This is a genomic window from Kitasatospora sp. NPDC097691, from assembly GCF_040302665.1.
GTDB lineage: Bacteria > Actinomycetota > Actinomycetes > Streptomycetales > Streptomycetaceae > Kitasatospora.
Genome location: NZ_JBEORY010000098.1, coordinates 1 through 18,841, shown reverse-complemented (window position 1 = coordinate 18,841; position 18,841 = coordinate 1). Strand labels below are relative to the sequence as shown.

Below are 18,841 nucleotides of genomic sequence, written 5' to 3'. Positions count from 1 at the left end.
GTTCGGCTTCAGCGCGGCGGGGGACGGCGCGACCGCGACGGCCGACCCGAAGGCCACCCACTCCACGGCCGGGGTTTGCGCCCCGGCGAGGTGGGTCAGGAGAGCAGGCCGTCGTAGTCCGGCAGCTTGAAGGTCCGCTCGGCGTGGCCGCCGTTCAGGTCCGTCCAGTTGTTGCCGACGCTGGCGATGATCGTGTAGCCCTCGTTCTCGACCTTGATCCGCTCATCCGTCTTGTACTGCTGCACCGACTTGAAGAGGTCGCCGATGCCTCGCCCGTGCAGCTCGTCCACGGTGTAGCCCGCGCTCTGCAGGCTGGACCGGGTGATGGCCTCGATGAAGTCCACCCGGGCGGTGATGAAGATGATCGCGACCCCGCGCGAGTGGGCGTACTGCGCCAGCTCCACCACCGGCTGTATGCCCGGCATCGCGAACGGGTGGAAGTGCGTCGCGAGAGTGGTGTTGTCGATGTCGAAGACGATCGCGGGCTTCCCGCCCGACGGCTGGGAGATGCGCTGGTCGACGTAGGCGCGGGCGGGCGCGATCGCGGCGGTGACATCGGCCAGCCACTGCTCCTCGGTCACCGAGCTGCTGCCCGCCTCGGGAGCGGTGGCGGCAACGGGGGCAGCGGGCGCCGCGGCGACGACGGGAGCGGCCGGGGCGGCGACGGCGGGGGTGGCGAGCACGCCGGTGACGGCGGCCGTCAGGGCCGCGGCGGCAACGAGCTTTACCTTGATACTCATATCGACATCTCGACTTTCAACGTGATGAATGGTCAACAAGAGGGCTGGTACGGCACTTGGGTCGCGCTGCGGCACAGGGCCGACCGCGGGGTGCCGAGAAGAGCGATTCTCGCTGACCCGCCCCCGGCCACGTCGAGTCATAATCGACAGAATGTCAGGAACGTGCCAGACGCCGTCAGGGACGGCCGTGCTCCTGCGCGCTCGGGTCGTGGGCCCGGGTCTGCGACAGCATGATCCGACGGCGGGCCGGGTCGACCTCGATGATCTTCACGACGAGCCGGTCGCCGACCCGGACGGCGCCCTCGGGGCCGGCGACGGGAGGATCCGCGAGCTCGCTGGTGTGCACCAGGCCCTCGAAGCCGTCCGTCCGGTCCTCGATGCGGACGAACGCACCGGACGGCACGAGCCTGGTGACAACTCCGGTGACGGTCCGGCCGACCTGCTGCGCGATCTGCAGCATCGGGTCTTCCTGCAGTGCCTTGAGCGACAGCGGCACCCGTTCCCGCACCAGGTCGACATCGAGCACCTCCGCGGTGACCTGCCGGCCGACCGCGACGACGTCGCCGGGGTGGTCGACGGGGCGCCAGGACAGTTCGGGAAGGTTGATCATCGCGGTGAAGCCGCCGATGTCGACGAACGTGACGCCGAAGTCGGCGATCCCGGTGACGGTGCCGGTCACGGTCTGACCGCGGCGCAGGGTCCTCAGGAAGGCCCAGGCCCGGTCGCTCGGAGTCGGTTCGGTCCGCCACCGGGCGCGGACGACACCGTCGCTGTCGGGCAGCACGGCCGTGAACAGCGGGGTGCGCTCGTCCACGTACACCGACAGGAGCGCGGCGGCCCTCGCACCGGCGACCAGGGCGGAAGCGGCCTGGAACTGGTCCTCGTCGGCGAGCACACTGGAGATCCGGCCGTCCTGGTCCTCCCAGACGAACTCGAGCAGGCCCTCGTCCGGGAGACCGGCCAGGACGGCGCCGACGTCGGTGGAGAGGTCCGGCCAGACCGCCAGCCGGGCACGGGGGGTCAGCCGCGCCCGCACCGCCTCGAGGGAGCCGTCGCCGAGCCGGTGCCAGCGGGAGGCGTTGTCGAGGTGCATCTCCTCCAGGATCGCCGCCTCACGCATCGCCACGCACGCGCGCACCCGTGCCCAGAAGTCGTCGTCGGCGGGGCGCTGCACACCGGGCTCGTCGAGCGCCGCGTCGTACGGGGAGGCCTCCAACGGCTCGGGGTAGAGCCCCAGTTCGCGGGTGCGCGCCAGCGCCGCCTCGCAGGGCACGGCGCTGCCCACGTAGACGTACTGGTCCCAGCCGACGTGCACCGCGAAGGTGTCCTCGACCTCCAGACGGCACCAGGCGCCGTTGTCGCGGAGCATCGCCCGCACCAGTTCCAGGCCGACCGGCACCGGTACGGATGCCCCGTCGTGGTAGCCGGTCAGGTCGGGCGGGAAGAGTCCCCCGAGACCGCCGCCCTCGACCGCCGGCTCCAGCCCGAAGTGCGCGAGGCGGGACGCGACCTGGGGTTCACGGACAGCCAGCTGCCGCACACCGGTGTCCTCGGCGAAGGCGGCGACCGCCTTCAGATAGGCGGCCTCGACCGGCCCGTGGTCGCTGACCGGCTCCTCCGCCCCGATGTAGGCACCCCGCTCGTCGCGGTCCGCAGGATCGTACTTGGTGACCTGGTACACGTACGGCAGCACGCTTCACACCCCCACAGCAGCCACGACTGCCGCAGCTGCCAGGTCTGCCAGGTCTGCCAGGTCTGCCAGGTCTGCCAGGGAGGGTGCCGCCGCCCGGTGGCGCTCCGGGACGTCCGCGCCCGCGCTGCGGCGAGAACGGACCTGCTGCCCCCGACGGTGAGAACTCATCGGGCCATCCTCCCACTACGGGAGCGACGGCCGTATCCGAGCCCACGCGGCATCCGTTGTCGCTCCTCGACCCGCCACAAGATCAGTCATCGGGCAGACTTCGGGATGCGACAGGAGCAGGTGCGATCCCGCCGACGCGAGGGCGCCGACGCCTGGCGTACTCCATGACCGGCATCAGGCGGCACCGGCCGTCGGCCCGGGCAACGAACACCGGCGCGCCGGCCGGCAGCCCACCGGCCCTGCCGAACTCGAACACGAACCCGTCCTCTCCGGACGCCCACTCGTCCCGTCTGAGAGTCCATCCGCCGTCCGTCCACCCCCGGATCTGACCGCGCAGGTAGGCGCGAGCGAGTTGCTCGGCCTCCCCGACTGTCACGTCTTCCACCCGACCAGTCCGCTCCCACGCCGCGTCCATCGACTCACCTTCGCCGGCCACAGGCTCAATGATGAGACACGGCCCCGTCACCGGGCCCGCCCATCAGGCCGGTGACGTAGGCGTCGAGCCGCTCCTCCACGGCTCGCGTCGTCAGCTCCGTCCTGCCGGCCTCCCGCCACGGCTGCGCCACCGACCGCACCTCCTCCGAGCAGGCCAGTGCGTCCCGCACCCGCCAGTACAGCCGCTCGCTCGCGGCCGCGGCCAGTACGCCGCCCGCCTCCTCGTACGCCTCGGCGAAGCGCCGGCCCCACGCCGGGCCGTGCAGCAGCGCGAGGTTGGTGGAGCAGTGCGACACGTCGAGATCGGCCGGGCCCCAGGAGGCGGCCGCCCAGTCGACGACGCCGGTGATCCGCGCACCCGCCGGCCGTCCGGGCGGCACGTCGAACAGCACGTTGCCGGGCTGGAAGTCCCGGTGCAGGAACCGCCCTTCGTACGACGGCGCGGGTTCGCGGATCACGTCGATCGCCGCGGCCCACGCCGCCGCGTCGGCGCCCTTCGGAACCACGACGGTCTCGGCGGTCGTCAACGCCACGTACTCCCGGGGCCGCTCGACGGGTCGCACCGCGTGGATCGCCACCAGTTGGCGGGCCAGCAGCGGGACGCGCGCCTCCAACCCCTCGTCGTCGAGGACCGTCCGGCCGGGCCGATGGGTCATGAGGAGCGACGGATACTCGCAGTGCGCGGCGCTCGGATCGACCGCGACCAGCGCGGGAGCCGGCACATCGGTCCCCGCCAGCACGGTCAGGGCGCCGGACTCCCGGGTCAGCCAGTCCTCGGCACTCGCCGCGGACGACGGGTCGACGAAGCTCCGCAGCACCAGGTGACGGGTGCCGCCGTCGCGTGTGCCGATGGTCAGCCTCCGCACCTCGGCGGTGATCCCGCCGTGCAGCGCCTCGGTCCTGACGATGCGTTCGCCGGGTGCCAGGTGTCGGCTCGCCCACGCCAGTGTCGACGGCCGCACGGCGGAGGCCTCATCGTGGTCGGTCACCCCGCCACCTCATCACCCGCGCACCAGTGCGCGCAACGCCTGACCGGGCCGCTTCCCGTCCGCAATGAATCGCCTTTGCCCTGCGAGGAGTTGGCCCGAGGAGAAGGGGAGCGGACGGGAGCGGCCTCGCCGGGTTCCGCGAGCCGGCGGCGCCCGCCGGCAGACCGGGACGCGGATTGTCAGTGGGACCGGTCAGGATGGGTGCCATGACGGATGGAACGACCTGGCTCGCCGCTCCTCAGGCCATCGCCTTCGGGGGCTACCACGTGGTGCTCGCCCGCGGGCTCTCCGTGGATGAACTCGCCGACCGCCTCGCAGCGATTCTGCACGGCGGAAAGCACGTCGTCGTGCCAGTCGGGGAGCACACCGGAGACTCCCTCCTGGAGCTCATGGACGACACCTACGGCGGCGTCTTCGACGGTATCGGCCTGCGCCTCGGCCGGTTCGACGACTGGACGTACGCGGTCGCGTACGGCGGCTGGCCGGGCGAGTTCGACCCGGTGGGCCCGATATCGCACGGCGGCGCGCACGTCTTCCTCCTGGAATACGAGGAGGAGAACGGCAAGCCCGTCCCGCCGCAGTTCGCGGCCTTCCACGACGGCCGCCTGCTGAGCTCCTTCAACCTCCACCTGGACTCCTCCTGGGGCTACCAAGGAGTGGACGGCGACCCCGCGACGGCGGCCCGTCTCCAGGAGCGGCTCACCGCCGCCGGCCTGCCGGACCCGGAGCGGGACCGCTGGGAGGTGCACCGCGCCGCGCTGGGCGTCATCGACGAGTTCTTCGGGCTCTCGCTGCCGCAGGACACGGTCGTGAACGGCAGCCTGCCGGCCGTCCTGCTGGAGCTCGCGTAGGGCACCGCCGAGCGCTGTCCGTCCCGGACGATGAGCGCTCCCGAGTGCGTCGGCTACCTGTCGACCGTCTCGGCCTACCTCCGACTGCCGCGATCGACGCGGCAGCAGGCGTACGACGCGATCACGCGGGCCGTGCCGGAGACGGTCGGGATCGCCGCCGACATCGTCGTCCACCTCGCGCGTCGGGGACCCGGGTAGCGGCCCCGGAGCGAATAGCATTGGGGCCGCCGAACGAACGGCAGGTACCGGGTCCGCGCCGGCAGGAGCGGCCCCGTCCCACAGGTGGTCCGTCGGCACCCGCCGCGCGGACGCACCCCGGAGGGAGAGCGAACCGTGAGCACTGCTCCCGTCGGCGGATCCTCCCGCTACCTGGTGCTGGCGGCGATGATCTTCGCCGTCGCGATGACCTTCATCGACCAGACCATCGTGTCGATCGCCGTGCCGAACATCCAGCACGAGCTGGAACTGACCAGTACGGGGGTGCAGTGGGCGGTCAACGCCTATCTGCTCACCCTGGCGGCGTTCTTCGCCTTCGGCGGCCGCCTGGCCGACACCGTCGGCCACCGCAGGATGGTGGTGCTCGGGGTGCTGGTCTTCGCGGGCGCCTCGGCCTGTTGCGGCCTCACCCCCACCGGGAGCCTGGCCGAGGCGTGGCTGGTCGCCTTCCGCGCCGTGCAGGGCTTCGGCGGCGCGATCATGTTCCCGGCGGCGCTGGCGATCGTGGTGCAGAACTTCGCGCTGCGTGAGCGGGGGCGGGCGCTGGCCCTGTTCTTCGGCATCGCGGGCGGTCTGACCGCGATCGGCCCGGTCCTCGGCGGCTACCTGACCGAATGGACCTGGCGGGCCATCTTCTGGGTGAACCTGCCGGTGGCGGCGATCGCGCTGGTGCTGATCGCGATCTCCAAGCCGGTGACGGAGAGCCGGCCGGCGCCCATGGACTACCGGGGCCTGGCCCTGATCGCCAGTGGTGTCGCGCTGAGCGTCTTCGGGTTCCAGCAGTCGCAGGTCTGGGGCTGGTCGAACCCGGCGATCGGGCTCTGCATCGCGGCCGGTGTGCTGCTGCTGGTCGTCTTCGTGCTCGTCGAGAAGCGCACCGCCTCGCCGCTGATCCAGGTGGACATCTTCCGCATCCGCGCGTTCTCCGTGCAGAACCTGGTGCTCGGCATCTCGATGCTGGTCTTCGTCCCGGTGTTCTTCTTCTCCAGCGAGTACGCGCAGATCGCGCTGGGCGACTCCTCCTCGGAAGCCGGCATCTTCCTGCTCTACTTCTTCATCGGGTTCGTGATCGCCTCGCAGATCGGCGGCCGGATGCTCGACCGGGGCGGCGCGAAGCGGCCGGTGGTGACCGGGTGCGTGCTGGCCGCGGTCGGGTTCTACCTGTGGGCGGGCGACGCGACCACGCTGAGCTTCAGCGAGCAGCAGTGGGACGTCGTGCTGGCCGGCGCGGGCATGGGCTTCATGCTCAGCCCCTCCAGCACGGACGCGGTCAACCGTGCGTCCCGGCTGTCCTATGGCGAGGCGACCGGCATCACCCAAACGGTCCGCAACTACGCGGCGAGCCTGGGACTGGCCGTGCTGGGCACCGTCCTGGTCACCGATCTGCGGTCCCAGCTGACCGACTCCCTGGTCGCCCAGGGCCTGCCGCACGCGCAGGCGGTCTCCACGGCCACCCACCTCTCCCAGGTCCAGGCGCAGAGCGGCGGGAGCGGGAGCACCGCGAGCATCCCGCAGTTCTTCCGGGTCGACTTCGCCCACGCCACCCAGACCGTCCTCTACTGGATGGCGGCCATCATGGCGGCCGCCGCCGTGGTCGCGGTGGTGGGCCTGCGTCCGGGCGTGCAGGCCGAGACCGCCGCCGAGGAGCAGGAGGTCCAGCCGACCGGACGCGGGCCTGGCCAGGCGTAGGGCGAGGCTTCAGCGGCGGCGCGAGTCATCGGATCGTCTGCGTCGTCGGCACCGGGGCAGGGGCGTGGGTGCGGGCGACGGCGACGAGCATCCGGGCCTGCGGCCCTCTGCCGAAGGGCAGTTCACCACCGGCGCGACCCGCCCGGGCGTGACCTCGACGCCGCTGGCGAGTTCACCTGGCATGACGAATGTGACTTACCTGCCCGGCGACCCGTACCCCGACGACAGGCGCCAGGGCGATGGCGGTGACGCGGGCCTGGCATTGTTCGCCGCCGACCGGGCCGCCTTCGCGGATGCCCGGGTCGCCCGCGCGCGGCAGGACCCGGCGGGGTTCGCCGAGGCGGACCGCGCGGTGGCGCAGCAGCGCGCGCGGGTGGCGGCCGCGGCGGTGCTCGCGGCGGCCGCGGCGGGCCGGGCGGCGGTGTGGGTGGCGGAGCTGGCTGCCCGTACCGGCCGTCGGCAGGTAGCCGAGTACGCGGCGGCCGTCCTCGCGTGCGGCCGGGACCTGGACGACGAGGACCACGTCGACGGCGGCGTGCCCGAGGAGGTCACCCGGGTGCTCAGCGGGGCGGTGCTGCTCGACGATCCCGGGCTGACCCCCGGCGAAGGTCTCGCCCTGGTGGCGGTGGGCGCCATCGCCCTCGCGATGCCCCGCTCCATCACGGCCGGCGACCCTGTCCGGCAGTTGCCCGAACTCGCCCGCCACCTCGACCGGGCCGTGAGCGCCGGCCGCTCCGCCGTCGGCTGACGCGGCGGGGGCGGCTGACGCGGCGGGGGCGCCATGGCCGCACGACACCCCGGCGCCGGCCGTACAGCCGGACCGCGCTGCTACCGGACCATGCGGCTACCTGACCGGGCCGGCCAGCGTCCGGATCGGGCCCGGGTCCGGGCCCGGCTTCGGCGCGCGGGTGAGGCTCGCCAGTTCCTCGGACGGTTCGCTCCCGTCCCTGACGGCCGCCACATAGGTCCTGGCCTCCTGCAGGGTCACCCGCGGGGCCTGCTTGCGCAGGTGCTGCATGGCGGCGGCGGTGCCGACGGTGTTCGCGAGTCGGCGGACGTCGGCGGCGAGGGGATCGGGCGCCCTGAAGCCCTTGACCTGCCAGAGGTAGTCCTCCTCCCAGTCATCGCTCCAGCGGCAGGCGGGAACGAAGTGGATGCTCCCGTCCTCCCGGTCGACCAGATAGGGGCCCCCGTGGAGGAACCCGCGCTTGGCGGGGTCGCGGGCGCCCTCGGCCGAGGTCCAGTGGACGAGCCACCCGACCGGCCACTCCTCGACGGCGTAGACGGCCAGCGCCGGGATCAGCCTCGCCCATGTCCAGTTCGGCAGCTCCCGCGCCAGGTAGGACTCGACCAGCTCGATCGCCTGTTCCTTGGACAGCACGCTTCCATCCTTCACCCCCGGTCAACCGGATTTCCGCGTGTCCGGTCGTCGTCGCCCGGCCGCAGCGCGTGGCATCCGGCGCGCCGGTTGCCGCCACGGGGCACACGGCCCAGATTGGCAGGGACACCGCCCGCGCGTCCGCCGCCGTTCGGCAGCCGCTCGGCGGGTCGGCCGACAGGACGGCGTGGAGAGGCGAGGCCCGATGAGCACGGTGGTGGAATCGATCGACGTGGAGGTGCCCGTCCGCGTCGTCTACGACCAGTGGGCGACCTTCGAGGACTTCCCGAAGTTCATGGAGGGCGTGGAGGAGGTCCGACAGCTGGACGACCTCCATGCCCACTGGCGGACCAGGATCGCCGGGCTGACCCGGGAGTTCGAGACCGAGGTGATCGAGCGGGTCCCCGATGGACGGGTCGCCTGGCGGACCACCGGCGAGAGCGTGAAGCACACCGGAACGGTCGACTTCGAGGCACTCGACGCGACCCGGACCCGGGTGACGATGACCATGGACTTCCAGCCCACCGGCTTCGCCGAGAAGGCCGCCGACAAGCTCGGCGTGCTCGGCGTCCAGGTCCGCGGCGATCTGCGCCGCTTCAAGCGGTACATCGAGGACCTCACTGCCGGGGCCGACTCCGGGCGGCCGCCGAAGGACACCTGACGGCGGCAGGCCGGTCGGCCCGGGTGCTGGTGTCCGATGACCACTCGGCGTCGGCCGGCCCGCATGACGCCGGCCATCGCCGGCCCATGCCGCCCCCCGCGCAGGGGATCGCGCGGAGGGCGGCCACCGGCATTCGACCTGGAGCGGTACGAGAACCGGAACACCGTCGAACGGGCCGTCAACAGGCTCAAGCACGCCGGAGCGGTCGCAACCCGATACGACGAACGCGGATACGTCTACCTCGGGACCGTCACCGCAGCCGCCCTCGTCATCCGGCTCCGCTCATGATCGAACGGACAGGGTCCTAGGCGTGCCCCGCGGCCCGGCGTGGGAGCTCCCGGCCCGGTGCGGGCGGCAGCCCGATCCGAGCCAGGTCGGTGCGTTCGGCGTCGGGCGCATCGAGGGACTTCGCGTGCTTGGCCGCATCGACGGAACCGGGTCCGTGGATGGTGAGTTCGAAGTCCTGGCGCGCCTTGGCGTCCGGCGCGAACGGCAGGCGGATGCGCCCGTCCGCGACCAGACGGCGCACCTCGGCCCGGCTCAGGCCGAGACCGAGCTGGAGCAGCCGCTCCACCCGGACCGGCGCGGGCAGCTCGAAGCGCACCTGCACCGAGAGCGGGTTCGGGTCGTCGAGCGCGTACAGCGGCATGCGGGTCTCCAGCTCCCACGTCCCGGTCCAGTCGAGCCGGTACCGGTTCTTCGCCGCGAGCGACGTGCTCATCACCAACTCCCGTACCGCTGCCGGGTCGTTGGTCTCGTAGGCCACCAGCCGGGCCGGCTCCAGCGTCGAGACGTGGACGCGCTCGTGGACGGGCACCTTCGAGGTCCGGTCGCACGTCGCGCAGCTCAGCAGCAGCCAGACGTCGAGCAGCTTGCCGTTCGCGTTGACGCGGATCTTCCCCGAGGCGCGGTGCCGCATGCCGGGACAGTCCGGGCAGGACAGGACGACGGTGGGCAGGGCGGACTGACGCACGGCCCACAGGGCCTTGCGGTCGGTATTCATGTGTGGTGGGTGCTTTCAGGACTCAGCAGGAGGGCATGCCGAACTCACTCGGCGACTCCCGCTCTCTGACGGATGCTCACGAGGGGCGCGACCCATCGCCTCGGGGCCAGGTCGTCAGGCTCCGAGGTCGATCGCGCGACAGGTACGTACTACGTGGCAGTCATCAAATGTCCATGCGGGCGATCATGATCGAGACGGCGGCCCGCGGCAACCCAATTTCCCTCTGCCCTCGGCCGGCGGTCGCGCTGCATGCCGCAGTCCACCGGATGGTCACAGATGATCGGCCGGACAGCTCCTGGACGTTCATCCGGAGCTGCAGCCGACGGCCGCCCGGGGCGCCCCTCGTCCCGGCCTCTAGGGGTGAACCCCGACAACGCCGTTGTCGGGAGGCACGGTTGACCTGGGGTCTTGCCAGGGTCGACGCCCTCCTCGGTGGCGATCCGGGCCGCCGGATTCGCTCGACAGGATGGGCTCCGCACGAACAGCCCGTCCACACCACGGAGCGTCCCTTGAGCACCCGCATGAATGCCCGCACGGGCATCCGCACACGTACCGCCCTGGCCACCGTCCTCGTGCTGGGCCTCGGCGCAGGCCCCCTGGCCGCGGCGCCCGCCGTGGCCGCAGCACCCGCCGTGGCCGCGGCACCCGGCGCCCGGGGCACGGTGGGTCAGTTGCCCGGCCCGACCGTGAAGGCGCTGGAGGACGCGCTCCAAGGGCTGCCCGGCCCGGACGCGACAGCGGCCCTCGTCCGGGTCGGCGGCAACGGGAGCTGGCACGCGAGCGCGGGGGTGCGTGACCTGGACAGCGGCCGCAAGGCCCTGGAAGGGGCTCGGTTCCGGGCCGGATCCACCACCAAGGTCGTCACCTCGACCATCGTGCTGCAGCTCGCCGCCGAGGGCAGGGTGGATCTGGACGGCACCGTCCAGAGCTACCTGCCGCACCTGCTGAGCGACGCCTTCGAGCCCATCACCGTACGGCAGTTGCTCACGTTCACCAGCGGGCTCCAGCCGGGCTCCTCCCTCGGCCCGGAGAACGCCGAGGGGTACGAGAAGCGCTTCGAGACGCTGACCCCCGGGGACGTCGTCGCGGCGTCGGTCGCCCAGGGCCCCTACCGGGGGCCGGGCGAGGGCCCGGGCAGGAAGCAGCGGTACGGCAACATCGACTACACGGTCCTCGGCCTGCTGATCGAGAAGATCACCGGCGACACCTACGCGCACCAGGCGCAGACACGTGTCTTCGACCCGGTCGGCATGTCGCACACCTCGTTCCCCGACGGCCCCGACCCGCGGATCCACGGCGCGCACAACGAGGGCTACCAGAAGCTGGCGGACGGCAGGGTCGTGGATGCGACCGAGTGGAACATGTCGGACCGGTGGGCGGCGGGTGACATGATCTCCACCACCGCCGACCTGGAGAAGTTCCTCTTCGCGCTGTTCAGGGGAGAGCTCGTCCCCCAACCCCTCCTGGACAAGGAGATGTTCACCGTGCCGGACATCCCGGGCGCCGTGATGAGTGCGGGACTGCAGCGCTTCGACGCGGGCGGCGGGCAGATCATCTGGCTCAAGACCGGGGAGCGGCCCGGCTACGGCACACTCATCGCGGCGACCAGGGACCTGTCCCGCACCCTCGTCTACTCGGTCAACGCGCTCGACGCCAAGTCCACCACCATGAACCCGGTCGCCGAGCGCATCGTCCGGGCCGCCTTCACGCCGCCCGCCCGGTAGCCCCCGCCCGACAGCCCGCCCGACAGCCCGCGTCGGCCGGGTCGCGACGTCCGCGGGCGGCGGTGTCCTTCGGCGGCGGTGTCATGCCGGGTGGACGAGGCGGTTCTCGTAGGCGAAGATCACGGCCTGGATCCGGTCGCGGAGTTCGAGCTTGTGCAGGATCCGCCCCAGGTGGGACTTCACGGTCGCCTCCGCGAGGTACAGGGTCGCCGCGATCTCGGTGTTGGACAGGCCGCGGCCCACCTGGACGAGCACCTCGCGTTCGCGGGCGCTGAGCCGGTCGAGCCGCTCGTCGTGGTGGGCGCTGCCGCCGTCGGGGATGTGCGGGCGGAGGTCCTCCAGCAGGCGGCGGGTGATCCGTGGGGAGAGCACCGCGTCGCCCGCCGCGACGTTGCGTATCGCGGTGAGCAGTTCCTCGGGCCTGGTGTTCTTCAGCAGGAAGCCCGAGGCTCCCGCGTTGAGTCCGGCGAAGGCGTACTCGTCCAGGTCGAAGGTGGTGAGGATCAGCACCCGGCTGTGCGGGACGGTCCCGACGATCTGCCGGGTCGCCTCGATCCCGTCGGTCCCGGGCATCCGGACGTCCATGAGGACGACGTCGGGGCGCAGTTCCCGGGCGAGGCGTACGGCTTGGCTGCCGTCGGCGGCTTCGCCGACCGGCGCCATGTCGGGCTGGGCCTCCAGGACCGTGCTGAAGGCCATGCGGAGCAGCGCTTCGTCGTCGGCGATCAGGATGCGGATCGTCATGCGGACGTCGCTCCGCTGCTGCCGAGGAGGAGGCGGGTGTGCACTCCCCAGCCGCCGCCCGGCAGCGGTCCGGCCCGCAACGTCCCGCCGTAGGCGGCCGAGCGCTCGCGCATGCCGGCGATGCCGTGGCCGGACGGTGTGGCGCCGGGGGGTCCGACTCCGGACGGTGTGGCGCCGTGGAGCGTGGCGCCGGGGGGCGTGGCGCCGGACGGTGGCGGGCAGGGGCCGCTGTCGGTGACGTCCACGGTGACCGTCCCGGTCGAGCACCGGATCCGGACGTTCGCGCGCGTGCCGGTGGGGGTGTGCTTGAGGGCGTTGGTCAAGGCTTCCTGCACCAGGCGGTAGACGGTGAGTTGCGCGGTGGCGGGTACGTGGCTGTGGCCGCCGTGAATGTCGAGGCGGGTCGGCAGCCCGGCGGCGCCCATCTGGTCGGCGAGGGCCTCCAGTTGGGCGATGCCGGGCAACGGGTGGCGTTCCGCGTCCGGTTCGTCGGTGCGCAGGATGCCCAACGAGCGCCGCATGTCGGTCAGGGCCTGGCGGCCCGTCTCGGAGATCTGGAGCATCGCGGCGGTGGCCCGGTCGGGCGACCGGTGCTGCGCGTAGACCGCGGCGTCGGTGAGCGCGACCATGACGGACAGGTTGTGGGTGACGATGTCGTGCATCTCCCGGGCGATGCGTGTCCTCTCCTCGGCGACGGCCAGTCGCGCCTGCTGCTCCTGTTCCCGTTCCAGGCGTGCGGCCCGTTCCACCAGGGCCGCCAGGTAGGCCCGGGTGGTCCGCGCGTTCACCCCGAGGACGGCGGCGGCGACGGCCGTCGCGGTGACCGCGACGAACGGGGTCAGGAAGGCGCCTTCCGCCGCCCAGCGCAGGCACGCCAGCAGGACGCCCGCCTCCACGACGGCACCGGCGACGAGCGCGCCGCGCCGGCCGGAGTGCGCGGCCGCCGTGTAGAGGACCACCAACAGGGCTATGTCCGCCGGCAGTTGGACGTCCATCAGCCACTGGACGAAGGCCGCGGCGGTCACGGCGCCGAACACCGTGAGCGGGGCCCGGCGCCGCCACACCAGGGGCAGCGCGAGGGCGGTGGTGAGGGCGGCGGCCACCGGAAGCTCCTGCGGCGTGCGTGTGGTCACGACGTTGAGGAGGAGGAGCGCCGGCAGCAGCGAGTCCCACACCACGGGCGGCAGTCGGGCGCTCCGGCGCCCGGCGGCCGTCACCAGCCGCGCCGCTCGTACGGTGGCCGGGCGGGCGTACCCCGTCAGCCGTGAGGCCGTCCCCGTCCACCGCACCCGCAGCCGGTCCCGGTGCCGCAGCCACACCCGCGTCCACTCCCGCACCCGCACAAGGCGGGCGCTGTCGGGTTCCGCGGCCGCCTCGGTCATCACACGTCCCTGTCGATTCGGCGTCAGGCCGGCCCCGGGCGGGGCCGACACCGCGTACGACCGGATCCGAGTCGGGTCCGGGGGCCGTACGCCTCGCACTGCCCGGCACGTACCCGCCGCCCGGCAGGTCGCGGCCCTGTCACGGTAGGCGGTTGGCCCCGCGGAGCACATGAGCCCACCGTCTGATGGCCCCGCGCCGGGATACGACCTCAGGAGGAGCCCGCCACCTCCCGTGGTCGCAGAACAGCCACCGATCCGGCGCGCTCGACCGCTGCTCCGGTCGCACGCGGCCCCGCCACGACTGCGACCGCGGTCGCACGGGCCGGCGACCCGGGATCGATGTGGCGGCGCACGCCCGGCGCCGAGCATGGCCGGGTGACCGAGATCATCGAGGGACCACAGATGTCCCCCCTGGAAATCCTCGCCCTGCTGGGTGCCGTCGCGCTGGTGCTGGCGCGCTGGCTTCCCCCCGCCGCGCGCCCACGCGTCACGATCGCGGCGGGGGCGGTTCTGACGCTGTCCGTGATCGTGCTGGGTGTGACGGGGATCCGCTGGCAGATGCTGCCCGTCCTGGCTGGTGCCGCCTTCGCGTTGCCGTTCGCCCTCTCCCCCCTGCTGCGACGCCGGCCAGGCCGGCCGGCCTGGCGGGCCCGTCGGTGGCTGGCGCTGCCGGGATCGGTGGCCTGCGTCGGCCTGGTCGCCACGGGCCCGGTGGCCGCCTGGGCCTTTCCCGTGCCCGTGTTCCCCGCGCCGTCGGGCGACTTCGCGGTCGGCACCCGCGTGGTGCAGTGGACCGACCCGGACCGCCCCGAGACCTTCACCCCGGATCCGCACGACCTGCGGACGGTCGTGGTCCAGCTCTGGTACCCCGCGCAGAAGAGCCCCGCGGGCGCGCAGCGGGCCCAGTACCTCGGCCGCACGGAGCAGGAGGCGCGAACCGTCTCCGAGGCCCTCGCCCGCGGCGTCGGCCTTCCGGGCTTCCTGGTCGACGGTGTCCCGCGGGCCCGCACCCGTTCGGTCTTCGACGCCCCGGTGGACGGCGGCGGGGGGCGGTTCCCCCTCGTCCTGTTCTCTCCCGGGTCGGGCGGAGTGCGCACCCAGAACACCGCCTGGGCGGAGGAACTGGCCAGCCACGGCTACGTGGTCGCCGCGCTCGACCACCCGTACGACTCCGCCGCGGTCGTCCTCGCCGACGGCCGGACGATCACCGGCGAGACCACCTCCTCCGGTGACCCGGAGAAGGACGAGGAGCTGGCGGCGGGCTGGACGGCGGTTCGCGCCGCCGACCTCCGCTTCGTCCTCGGCCGGCTGGACGGTGTCGACCGGGGCGAGAGCGCGGACCCGCTGACCGGACGCCTGGACACCGGCCGGGTCGCGGTGGCCGGCCACTCCATGGGCGGTGCCGCCGCCCTGCAGGCAGCCCGGCAGGACCGCCGGTTCGACGCCGTCATCGACCTGGACGGCTTCCCCCACGGCCCCGCCTCGCCCTCCCTCGACCAGCCGACGCTCGCCCTCACCCAGGCCGTCACCCCGGGAACCGACCCGCGCTACCTGCCCCGCCTCACCGAGGCGCTCGCCGCCGGCACGGCGACGAGCTACCGGCTGACCATCCCCGGCGCCGCCCATCTCACGTTCATGGACGGCCCCCTGTACCTGCCACCCGTGCCCTCGATCGTCGGCTCCCTCGGCCGCACCGAGAGCCCGCGCGTCGTCGCCGCGGCCACCCTGGCCTTCCTGGACGCCACGCTGCGCGGCAAACCCGGCGACCTGCCCGGCGAGTTGCAGGCCTACGGCAGCCTCACCGTCCACCGCCCTGACGGCAGCCACTGACCGGCCGTCTTGTCCTGGTCCGCGGCGGCGGTGCACGATGGCAGTTCGGCTGCCGTGGGAGGGGTGCAGGCGCATGTGGGGACGCTTCGGCCGTCGACGCGCGAAGGCACGGAACGCCCGGGAGGAACGGGAGGTGCGGGAGCAACCGGCGGCTCGGCCGGTGAAATCGGAACCGCAGCCGCAGCCACAGCCGGATGACCGCCCGTACGAGGGCAAGCTCGTCTCGGCATCGGCCCTGGAGACCGGACTGCACTCGGCGAGGCTGCTGCGCGCCGCGAGGGACGACCTGGCCACGGCACTCGGCACGTACCTGGACGAACAGGTCTGGCGCACCGAACCGCAGATGATCCTCTGGCACGGCGCAGAGCGCCACTACGAGGAAGTCCGGTGGGAGGCGGGGGACTGGGATGCGAGCCCGGTCGACTGGAGCAAGGTCCGGCGCACCTACGCCTACCGATGGGTCTACCGGACCAGGACACGGACCACGTACGTCCTGACCATGACCGTCACCCCGGAGGGAGTCGTCGAACTGGAGGGCGAGGGGAACCTCCGGCGTCAGCCTCTGCCCGTCACCGTGGAGGGTGTCGACTCCTTTCTCGGCCCGGTCTGGAACAACGACCGGCAGAGCCTGGAACAGAGGCTGAACGAACTGACCGACCGCGGCGACAGCTGAGATCAACGGGCAAGGCGGCCGGGCGGAACCGAGCCCGCAGAGACGTGCTCGGCACCCGCGATCGAGGGCCGGGGCCCGGCGCTACCGGGCCGTGGGGTCGGGAACGCAAGCGGTGGGTGGGGTGCCGGTGGGTGGGGTGCCGGCGGGTGGGGTGTCGGCCGGCGTGACGTGTCCGCGGTGTTCGACGCCGTCGAGCAGGAGGCGGAGTCCGAGTTCGAAGCCCCGGTCGTCCAGGTCCGACGCGCCGCCGCGGGCGAAGGAGGCCTCCAGTGAGTCCGCGAGGGCGGGGTAGTCCGGCCGGTAGGCGTCCGGTGTGCGGGTGAAGCCGGCGGTGAAGGTCTCCAGCGCGGAGCCCAGTACCAGGTAGTCGAGTGCGGCTGCGGTCTCCGCCGCGTCGGCCGGGTCGAGGCCGGCCCGGCCGAGCGTGGCGAGCAGGGTGTCGTAGCCGCGCAGGGCGCGGTCGGCCTCGACGCGGCGGCGGGCCAGCAGGGCGATGGTGTTGGGGTGCCGCAGGAAGACGGCGCGGTAGCCGCGCGCGTACGCGGCGAGGCCGGCCCGCCAGTCGGGGTCCGCGAGCGGGGTGTGGTCGATCTCGTCGTTGACCAGTTCGGAGACCGCGTCGACCAGTGCGTCCTTGCTCTGGATGTGGTTGTAGAGCGACGCCGCCTTGACGCCGAGCCGCTCCGCCAGCGCCCGCATGGTCAGGCCGTCGGGGCCTTCCTCGTCCACCACCCGGAGCGCGGCACGTGCGATCCCTTCGCTGGTCAGCAGCGCCCTGGTCGGTCGGCCCACTGGGAACCCCCTCTTCCGTTCTCCGTTTCCGGCAGCTATCGTGCCAGACCAGCAGCGGTTGCTAACAAAGTTAGTTTTATCAGGAGGGCACAACGCGTGGCTGAGAACACCCCATCCGATGACGACACGCTGGCCGCGCTCGGCTACCGCCAGGAGCTCAGACGCAGCCTGAGCGTCCTCGGCAACATCTCCATGGGCTTCGCCGTGGTCAGCCCCGTCGTCGGGCTGTACGCCGCCGTGCAGGTCGGCATGAGCGTGGCCGGCGGCGCCTGGGTCTGGGCCCTGCCGCTGTGCCTGCTCTGCCAGTGCCTGGTCGTGGCCGTCTACTCGGAGCTCGCCTCGCAGTGGCCGCTGGCCGGCGGCGCCTACCAGTGGGGCCGGCGGCTGGCGAACCCGGGCGTCGCCTGGCTGACCGGCTGGATGTGGCAGTTCGCGGTGATGTTCGGCAACACCACCGTCGCCTACCTCGCCTCGCCCTGGCTCTTCGCGCTCTTCGGCGCCGTTCCGACACCCACCGAGCAGGTGCTCGTCTCGGTCGGGTTCGTGCTCTTCTGCACGCTGGTCAACGCCTGCGGCATCAATCTCCTGCGCTGGTTCGTCAGCCTCGGCATCGCCGCCGAAGCCGTCGCCTCCGTCCTCGTGGGCCTCACCCTGCTGCTGGTCTTCCGGCAGCACGGCTTCTCCCTGCTGACCGACTTCCTGGACGCGCCCGCCGGACTCGGCATCGGCGACACCGGCGCGCTGCTCGCCGCCCTGGCCGTCGCGGGGTGGGCGTTCGTCGGGTTCGACGCCTGCGTGTCGACGGCCGAGGAGACCAAGGACGCGGCCCGGCAGGTGCCCCGGGCGATGTGGTGGTCCCTGCTCAGCGTCGGGCTCGTCGTCATCCTCAACGCGGTCTCGGTCGAGCTGGCGCACCCGAACCCCGCCGACGTCGTCTCCGGCCAGGACCTCGACCCGGTGACCACCGCCGTCACCCACGCGTTCGGCGGCTGGGCCGACAAGCCCTTCGTCCTCGTCGTCCTGATCAGCTTCACCGCGTGCCTGATGGCCTCCCAGGGCGGCGCCGCGCGCGGGCTCTACTCCCTCGCCCGCGACGACGTCTTCCCGTTCTCGCGCCAGGTGCGCAAGGTCAACAGGCACAAGGCGCCGATCGGCGGCCTGATCGCCGCGACGCTGATCAGCTGCGCCGCGCTGCCCCTGGGCCTGAGCACCTCGGCCATCGGCAGCCTGATGACCTTCGGCAGTGCGGCGATCTTCGCACCGTTCTTCCTGATCTGCCTCATCGCGCTGGTCGCCCGCCTGCGCGGCTCCTGGACGCCCGCCGGCGCGGTCCGCTACGGGCGCCTCGGCACCCCCCTCAATCTGCTCGCGGTGCTGTGGACCGGCTTCGAACTGGTCAACATCTGCTGGCCGCGCGCCGTCCTCGCCCCGGCCGGAGCGCCCTGGTACCAGATCTGGGCGGCGCCACTGGGCGTCGCCACCGTCACCCTCGTCGGCCTCGCCTACCTGCTCGCGCGCCGCCCCGACCGCCGCATGGGCGACATCGACCAGGACCGCCCGCCGGCCGACGAGCTCGCGCCCGCCGTCCTGTAGCCGGCAGCCGCCCGGCTCCCGTCGGCCCGCCCCGCGGCCGGCCGAAGGCCCGGCGCCGCACCTCCGGGGCCGAGCGCGCCTCGGGCCCGTTCACCCGCACCACCGTGGAGACACCCGCATGACCCCCACCCCCACACCCAACCCCGCCTTCGACGTGGTCGAGAAGAGCATCGCCGACCTGCGCACGGCGCTGGAGAAGGGCGAGACCACCGCCGTCGCGCTGCTCGACGCCTACCTCGCCCGGATCGAGGCCTACGACCGGCCCGGCACGGCCACCGCG

Annotated in this window: 17 protein-coding genes; 9 read left to right on the top strand and 8 right to left on the bottom strand. The window is 72.8% G+C overall.

What is annotated here, in order from left to right; all coding sequences use genetic code 11:
* Nucleotides 1-95: 95 nt before the first annotated feature.
* The 3 genes from ABTY56_RS37770 to ABTY56_RS37760 all read right to left on the bottom strand — a co-directional run bounded on the left by ABTY56_RS37770 (nucleotide 96) and on the right by ABTY56_RS37760 (nucleotide 4,025).
* Complete coding sequence (locus tag ABTY56_RS37770) at nucleotides 96-740, bottom strand: HAD family acid phosphatase (RefSeq protein ID WP_350634221.1); 645 nt, start codon at nucleotides 738-740, stop codon at nucleotides 96-98.
* 175 nt (nucleotides 741-915) lie between these two features.
* Entirely contained in the window at nucleotides 916-2,433 is a 1,518-nt protein-coding gene (locus tag ABTY56_RS37765) for a S1 RNA-binding domain-containing protein (protein ID WP_350634220.1), read from the bottom strand.
* A 608-nt stretch (nucleotides 2,434-3,041) separates the two neighbouring features.
* Entirely contained in the window at nucleotides 3,042-4,025 is a 984-nt protein-coding gene (locus tag ABTY56_RS37760; protein ID WP_350634219.1) for a phosphotransferase family protein, read from the bottom strand.
* A gap of 206 nt (nucleotides 4,026-4,231) precedes the next feature.
* Between ABTY56_RS37760 and ABTY56_RS37755 the strand changes: the two genes are divergently transcribed.
* The 4 genes from ABTY56_RS37755 (at nucleotide 4,232) to ABTY56_RS37740 (ending at nucleotide 7,529) form a co-directional block, all read left to right on the top strand.
* Nucleotides 4,232-4,876, top strand: a complete 645-nt coding sequence (locus tag ABTY56_RS37755; protein WP_350634218.1) for a hypothetical protein — start codon at nucleotides 4,232-4,234, stop codon at nucleotides 4,874-4,876.
* 30 nt (nucleotides 4,877-4,906) lie between these two features.
* The gene (locus tag ABTY56_RS37750) at nucleotides 4,907-5,074 is read left to right on the top strand and encodes a hypothetical protein (protein ID WP_350634217.1); all 168 of its coding nucleotides are present in this window, start codon (nucleotides 4,907-4,909) and stop codon (nucleotides 5,072-5,074) included.
* A gap of 135 nt (nucleotides 5,075-5,209) precedes the next feature.
* Complete coding sequence (locus tag ABTY56_RS37745; RefSeq protein ID WP_350634216.1) at nucleotides 5,210-6,781, top strand: MFS transporter; 1,572 nt, start codon at nucleotides 5,210-5,212, stop codon at nucleotides 6,779-6,781.
* Nucleotides 6,782-6,962: 181 nt separating this feature from the next.
* Nucleotides 6,963-7,529 carry a hypothetical protein gene (locus ABTY56_RS37740; RefSeq protein ID WP_350634215.1) on the top strand — a complete coding sequence of 189 codons (567 nt, stop codon included), beginning with the start codon at nucleotides 6,963-6,965 and terminating at the stop codon, nucleotides 7,527-7,529.
* Nucleotides 7,530-7,625: 96 nt separating this feature from the next.
* On the opposite strand, the gene ABTY56_RS37735 is transcribed toward ABTY56_RS37740, so the two are convergent.
* The gene (locus tag ABTY56_RS37735) at nucleotides 7,626-8,162 is read right to left on the bottom strand and encodes a YrhB domain-containing protein (RefSeq protein ID WP_350634214.1); all 537 of its coding nucleotides are present in this window, start codon (nucleotides 8,160-8,162) and stop codon (nucleotides 7,626-7,628) included.
* 202 nt (nucleotides 8,163-8,364) lie between these two features.
* On the opposite strand from ABTY56_RS37735, the gene ABTY56_RS37730 reads away from it, so the two are divergent.
* Nucleotides 8,365-8,820: an SRPBCC family protein gene (locus ABTY56_RS37730; RefSeq protein WP_350634213.1), complete on the top strand. Its 456-nt coding sequence runs from the start codon at nucleotides 8,365-8,367 to the stop codon at nucleotides 8,818-8,820.
* A 304-nt stretch (nucleotides 8,821-9,124) separates the two neighbouring features.
* Here ABTY56_RS37730 and ABTY56_RS37720 read toward each other — a convergent pair whose 3' ends face one another.
* The gene (locus tag ABTY56_RS37720; RefSeq protein ID WP_350634212.1) at nucleotides 9,125-9,823 is read right to left on the bottom strand and encodes a DUF1062 domain-containing protein; all 699 of its coding nucleotides are present in this window, start codon (nucleotides 9,821-9,823) and stop codon (nucleotides 9,125-9,127) included.
* A 521-nt stretch (nucleotides 9,824-10,344) separates the two neighbouring features.
* On the opposite strand from ABTY56_RS37720, the gene ABTY56_RS37715 reads away from it, so the two are divergent.
* Nucleotides 10,345-11,547, top strand: a complete 1,203-nt coding sequence (locus ABTY56_RS37715) for a serine hydrolase domain-containing protein (protein ID WP_350634222.1) — start codon at nucleotides 10,345-10,347, stop codon at nucleotides 11,545-11,547.
* An 81-nt stretch (nucleotides 11,548-11,628) separates the two neighbouring features.
* Here the strand turns inward: ABTY56_RS37715 and ABTY56_RS37710 are convergent, their stop codons facing one another.
* Both ABTY56_RS37710 and ABTY56_RS37705 read right to left on the bottom strand, forming a co-directional pair.
* Nucleotides 11,629-12,291, bottom strand: coding sequence for a response regulator (locus tag ABTY56_RS37710; RefSeq protein ID WP_350634211.1), 663 nt, complete (start codon nucleotides 12,289-12,291; stop codon nucleotides 11,629-11,631).
* The gene (locus tag ABTY56_RS37705) at nucleotides 12,288-13,673 is read right to left on the bottom strand and encodes a sensor histidine kinase (RefSeq protein ID WP_350634210.1); all 1,386 of its coding nucleotides are present in this window, start codon (nucleotides 13,671-13,673) and stop codon (nucleotides 12,288-12,290) included. Before ABTY56_RS37705 ends, ABTY56_RS37710 begins: the two co-directional genes overlap by 4 nt.
* Before the next feature lie 339 nt (nucleotides 13,674-14,012).
* Between ABTY56_RS37705 and ABTY56_RS37700 the strand changes: the two genes are divergently transcribed.
* Together ABTY56_RS37700 and ABTY56_RS37695 are read left to right on the top strand one after the other, a co-directional pair.
* The gene (locus tag ABTY56_RS37700) at nucleotides 14,013-15,503 is read left to right on the top strand and encodes an alpha/beta hydrolase family protein (protein WP_502893273.1); all 1,491 of its coding nucleotides are present in this window, start codon (nucleotides 14,013-14,015) and stop codon (nucleotides 15,501-15,503) included.
* Between the two features lie 160 nt (nucleotides 15,504-15,663).
* Nucleotides 15,664-16,176 (top strand): hypothetical protein, encoded by a 513-nt coding sequence (locus tag ABTY56_RS37695; RefSeq protein WP_350634208.1) that lies wholly within the window; start codon nucleotides 15,664-15,666, stop codon nucleotides 16,174-16,176.
* A gap of 81 nt (nucleotides 16,177-16,257) precedes the next feature.
* On the opposite strand, the gene ABTY56_RS37690 is transcribed toward ABTY56_RS37695, so the two are convergent.
* Nucleotides 16,258-16,968, bottom strand: a complete 711-nt coding sequence (locus ABTY56_RS37690; RefSeq protein WP_350634207.1) for a TetR/AcrR family transcriptional regulator — start codon at nucleotides 16,966-16,968, stop codon at nucleotides 16,258-16,260.
* Nucleotides 16,969-17,064: 96 nt separating this feature from the next.
* Here ABTY56_RS37690 and ABTY56_RS37685 point away from each other — a divergent pair, with 96 nt between their 5' ends.
* Entirely contained in the window at nucleotides 17,065-18,561 is a 1,497-nt protein-coding gene (locus ABTY56_RS37685) for an APC family permease (RefSeq protein WP_350634206.1), read from the top strand.
* The last annotated feature ends 280 nt before the right edge of the window (nucleotides 18,562-18,841 follow it).

Coding starts and splice junctions, on each gene's coding strand:
- ABTY56_RS37770 (WP_350634221.1), bottom strand. CDS start 740: ATGAGTATCAAGGTAAAGCTCGTTGCCGCCGCGGCCCTGACGGCCGCC.
- ABTY56_RS37755 (WP_350634218.1), top strand. CDS start 4,232: ATGACGGATGGAACGACCTGGCTCGCCGCTCCTCAGGCCATCGCCTTC.
- ABTY56_RS37750 (WP_350634217.1), top strand. CDS start 4,907: ATGAGCGCTCCCGAGTGCGTCGGCTACCTGTCGACCGTCTCGGCCTAC.
- ABTY56_RS37740 (WP_350634215.1), top strand. CDS start 6,963: ATGACGAATGTGACTTACCTGCCCGGCGACCCGTACCCCGACGACAGG.
- ABTY56_RS37730 (WP_350634213.1), top strand. CDS start 8,365: ATGAGCACGGTGGTGGAATCGATCGACGTGGAGGTGCCCGTCCGCGTC.
- ABTY56_RS37720 (WP_350634212.1), bottom strand. CDS start 9,823: ATGAATACCGACCGCAAGGCCCTGTGGGCCGTGCGTCAGTCCGCCCTG.
- ABTY56_RS37715 (WP_350634222.1), top strand. CDS start 10,345: ATGAATGCCCGCACGGGCATCCGCACACGTACCGCCCTGGCCACCGTC.
- ABTY56_RS37710 (WP_350634211.1), bottom strand. CDS start 12,291: ATGACGATCCGCATCCTGATCGCCGACGACGAAGCGCTGCTCCGCATG.
- ABTY56_RS37705 (WP_350634210.1), bottom strand. CDS start 13,673: ATGACCGAGGCGGCCGCGGAACCCGACAGCGCCCGCCTTGTGCGGGTG.
- ABTY56_RS37700 (WP_502893273.1), top strand. CDS start 14,013: ATGTGGCGGCGCACGCCCGGCGCCGAGCATGGCCGGGTGACCGAGATC.